We start from the raw sequence: 4,233 nt of genomic DNA on the forward strand, positions 1-4,233 counted from the left end.
AATTGTAGCCCATAAGAATAGCACTACACATTTCTTTATAGTTCTAGGGTCTAGTAATTGAACAGATACATCTTCTACTAACACATATGGTCCAGCTGTAACTACATCATTTAAAGTCAAACCAAGTGATAATAGATAATCAATAACACTCATTGCAGGTGTTGCTATTGTCAATGGAATATCTATAAATGTGCAAAATGGAATTACATAGTGGGCTGAGTGAACAGATTGAACAAGATCATCAGCAGTATATATAACCTTTTGGGTAAGCTCACCATCTATTACTATTTTTACACCTACTGGCGTAACAATGACTCTTGAGTCTATTATATTAGCTTCAATCATTACACTATTGATTTGTTCCACATCTGGTTTAGCAGCTGGTATAGTTAGTTTTTCCTCAACTATATATTGAGTATATTTAGTATTAGGTAAAATTTGTGGGAATTCTGAAGGATCCGCGATCCCTATTATATCAACAAAATTTCTTAACATTTAAACATTCTCCTCTCATCATTAAAATTATTTTTTACTATTTATCGGTATTTCAATTCGCTTAATTTCTATTTTTGCAACAATATCCAGCTCTATTCTATATTCATTGGAGTTTGTATCCATTAAATATAAATTTTCAATTTCTTTTATAGAAAATTCAAATTTAAATTTGGAATCGTCTGCATCTCCAACTTCTTTCCTTTCATCTATATCAAAATAGATTTTATCTTTATTTTCTTGTGCCCATTTATAAACATCATCATAATCTTTTCCAATCTTAAGATAGGCCCAGTTGCTGTTTAAATAGGTTTCGCCCTTTTCTACATCAATCCAATACGGGATAATATTAAAAATATTCATATTAGTAGCCTCACTCTTATATCGCTGTAACTGGGAGCAGTGGCGTTAATGCTGGATTAAGAGCTACCCAAACAAACAATATTCCACATTTCTTAACATTTCTTGCATCTATCATTTTGATTGATAGGTCTTCTAGTAAAATCTGTGGTGGACCTACTATTACATCTTCTAATGTGAGTCCTAAAATTTGTAATTGTTTCATTATATTTGAGTTAGCTGGTATAATTAATGGAACCTCAATGAAATTGCAAAACGGTCTAATAAATTCGGCAGAGTGTATTGGTTGAGTAGGTTCATTAGCTGTATATATTATTTTTTGAAGTAGTTCTACATCTACTACTACTTTTACTCCAGTAGGAGTTGCAATAACTTTATATCCTGTAACAGTAGGTTCAACCATTACTGTAGTTATTTGTTCCATATCTGGTTTAACCTCTGGTATAGTTACTAGTTCCTCAGCTGTGAACTGTTTATATCTATCCAACGGAGTTAAAACCGGAAAATTTCTCGCTTCATCAACACCGACGATGTTAATAAAATCTCTTAACACAAGCGTCACCTCTTTAAATCATTTTAGAAAGGATTTCTTTCTAATTTATAGTATTCATTTACACTGCATCTGGTTACTATTTTATTAAGTTTGTATAGTTTATCGAATTGCTCCCACTATTCTAGACACCCTCTTACAAATACGTAAGCGTCAAAAATCTCTAGAATTTTTTAAGGCTTCTTTATCTAGCTTTGTAACTATATCAAAGTGTTCTCTCCTAATATGAGCCAAGCAGTCTATATCTTTATAAAACTTATTGCTTACAAACATAAGACTACTATATAAATGTATTTATAAGATTTTAACATTTATCTGTAACTAATTTATAAAATTCACATATAAATATTATTAGATGAATTAGTTAGGAGGTTTTTTTATGGGCGCTAGAATAGTAAAATTTAAATTTACACCTGAAGAAAATGAACAAATCGAAGCTGTGATAAAAGTAGCGGAAGAAAAGCGTAGTGTTATACATGGATTAGTTGTTGATTGTAAAAATAAACCTATAAAAAATGCAGTTGTAAAGTTACTTGTAATTAAAGATACTAATTGTCCACATATATTACATCCTTTAACTCATACGTTTACTGATGAATACGGACAATTTTTATTTGGACCACTTTGTCCCCACAAATGTTATGTTATTAAAGTTTGGTATAATGACATTAAAATAAGAGAATTAATTATAACCCCAGACCATTGCGACAATGAATGTCTTAAAGAAAAGTGTGATTGCACAAAAAATAATCAAATTAATAAAAATTATGACTTTGATTACAATGATAAAAATATTGAACAATATGATGAATAATTATTTTATTTTTTAAATTGAATATAAATAGTAGGCCTCCTTTTATTTTAATTATTTGGATAGAAACGATTAAAATACAAGTAGACCTATCATGATAATAAATGTTATCTACAGACTTTTATAGAGATAATTTTGGATACCCTAGCTATGGTACTTGTGCTGAACAAATAACACAATTTATATGTAAGCGTCAAAATTCTCCGTATTTATTTTTAGAAACATTTTTGATAAACTAAGTCCAGTAGTAAGAGCAAGTGCTTTTCTACTGGATTTTATTTTAATCTTTTTTACTATGAAGATTCTTATTTTGAAGTCTTACGGTTTCAGGTAGTTCATTGTACCAATGCATGCATTTTAATATTGTATCGTTATCCTTGTTTTCTAAATTAGATAACACATCCAATAAGTACCCTAAATATTTTCTACCACTAAACTGTTTGATTTAGCCATTTCTACTACACTATATATCGTTGCACTTGAACTTTTTTAAAATCCCTCGCCAGGTTACATCATTAATTTTCTTTGCCATTATAGATACCCGCCTATTCTTACTATCTATAATTTTAGCAAAGCTAGCATTATCTATCTAGCGTCAATTTTTTTACGCTTACATTTATATCATACCGTTGTAACTTCTATATTTTTATTATTTATTAAAATTCGGTATAAATTTGATTTAAATACAGTAGTATATTTTATATGGAGTTTCCAATTTAAAGATTAACATATATATCTTCTTAAAGATTAGCATTCAATGTTAGTTTTATAAATATATTTAACTTTAAAAGCGGAATCTTATACAATTTTTATAAAAATTGAGGTGATTTTTAAAAATATGAACAGAAATTCAATTGATGTTGAAGGAATAACTCCTGAACATAAACTTTTAGAAAAAAGCCTCGGGATGTTAATGCAATATTCCGAAGTTGATTATATATTTATCCCAAATTATAATCCTGATATATCTAATTTGATAAAAATTAACTTGCAAATCGAAATAAAACATAAAAAAAACATAAAAAGTGCTCTGGGAGAGACTATTATTTTAGATGGGATAAAAAAATACAAAATATTTTATGTCACTGATGAAAGTATTGAAAAAGTTGTAGCTATTAATGTAAATTCACCTTTCAATACATTCTTTACCATACCTGACGATCAAGTATGTAAGAATAATTTAGAATTGCATTTAGTTGACGCCTTCTTTCAATTAATAGATAAAAAGAAAATATACAGCCATATATTATATATGGTCAATGTAGAAACTAATTCTAAAAAACAGCCCTCACTTAATTTAGAATACAATGACAATTTTAGAACTTTGGAAACCAATTATAACAATATGGGATATGTAAATTTGATGAATGAAGAATTAGCTAATCTTTTACTACTTGAAGCTAAAGTAGTAGTAGTTGAAGATATTTAGTATATGCAAATACTACCGTTGAATTTCAGGTGTAATCATCAAATTTCACATTTAAATTCCAAAAATCCATCCCAATGTTTTATAAATATTTATCTTATTATTCCTCTGGGCATTTAGAAAAGACATTCTCTTTTCTAAATCTTCAATAATTAAACCAGTGATAATTAGCTAATTTATGGTTAATTATTATCGTCAGGCTTAATTGGAATGCAAATGCCAAATGCGTTATCAATCTTCACAGTGAATCTAAAGAGAATAATTAAGTTTAAAAGCATAAAATAGAGCTTTTTAAACTTAATATAAAAAAATATAAAGCATGAATTATCCCAAAATATGGATATTTCATGCTTTTTCTGTTCAAACTTGAAAACTACACTTAAAAAAGGGTCCTTTTTATTATATGATCGTGATTTAATTTGTCGATAGTATTTCAACATCTACACATGGGCCAGATATTAAGTTGTATTCACATTTTTTACATGCTTTTTTTAAGGCAATTAACAAAAGTATTGTAACTTTGAACTCTCTTTCATTAATATATCTTGCTTCGCAATCTTCTATGAAAATTTTCACATCCATAGACTCTAAATT

The 4,233-nt window shown here is 28.1% G+C and carries 6 protein-coding genes; 2 read left to right on the plus strand and 4 right to left on the minus strand.

Annotation, left to right across the window (positions count from 1 at the left end; translation table 11 throughout):
* The 3 genes from JJE11_RS15690 to JJE11_RS15700 form a co-directional block, all read right to left on the minus strand.
* Positions 1-495: DUF3794 domain-containing protein (locus JJE11_RS15690; RefSeq protein WP_291637293.1), on the minus strand; the 495-nt coding region annotated here is incomplete at its 3' end.
* A gap of 27 nt (positions 496-522) precedes the next feature.
* On the minus strand, positions 523-855 hold the full coding sequence (locus JJE11_RS15695) for a hypothetical protein (protein ID WP_291637294.1): 333 nt from the start codon (positions 853-855) through the stop codon (positions 523-525).
* A 16-nt stretch (positions 856-871) separates the two neighbouring features.
* The gene (locus tag JJE11_RS15700) at positions 872-1,405 is read right to left on the minus strand and encodes a DUF3794 domain-containing protein (RefSeq protein WP_291637296.1); all 534 of its coding nucleotides are present in this window, start codon (positions 1,403-1,405) and stop codon (positions 872-874) included.
* Between the two features lie 376 nt (positions 1,406-1,781).
* Here JJE11_RS15700 and JJE11_RS15705 point away from each other — a divergent pair, with 376 nt between their 5' ends.
* Positions 1,782-2,216 carry a carboxypeptidase regulatory-like domain-containing protein gene (locus JJE11_RS15705; RefSeq protein WP_291637298.1) on the plus strand — a complete coding sequence of 145 codons (435 nt, stop codon included), beginning with the start codon at positions 1,782-1,784 and terminating at the stop codon, positions 2,214-2,216.
* 835 nt (positions 2,217-3,051) lie between these two features.
* Positions 3,052-3,642: an SPOCS domain-containing protein gene (locus tag JJE11_RS15710; protein WP_291637303.1), complete on the plus strand. Its 591-nt coding sequence runs from the start codon at positions 3,052-3,054 to the stop codon at positions 3,640-3,642.
* Between the two features lie 411 nt (positions 3,643-4,053).
* Here JJE11_RS15710 and JJE11_RS15715 read toward each other — a convergent pair.
* The coding region (locus tag JJE11_RS15715; RefSeq protein ID WP_291637305.1) for a hypothetical protein at positions 4,054-4,233 on the minus strand (180 nt) is incomplete at its 5' end.

The sequence above is a fragment of the Clostridium sp. genome (assembly GCF_016650095.1).
Lineage (GTDB): Bacteria > Bacillota > Clostridia > Clostridiales > Clostridiaceae > Clostridium_AD.

Excerpts from the sequence above, each read along its gene's own strand:
- JJE11_RS15705 (WP_291637298.1), top strand. The coding sequence starts at position 1,782 with ATGGGCGCTAGAATAGTAAAATTTAAATTTACACCTGAAGAAAATGAA.
- JJE11_RS15695 (WP_291637294.1), bottom strand. The coding sequence starts at position 855 with ATGAATATTTTTAATATTATCCCGTATTGGATTGATGTAGAAAAGGGC.
- JJE11_RS15710 (WP_291637303.1), top strand. The coding sequence starts at position 3,052 with ATGAACAGAAATTCAATTGATGTTGAAGGAATAACTCCTGAACATAAA.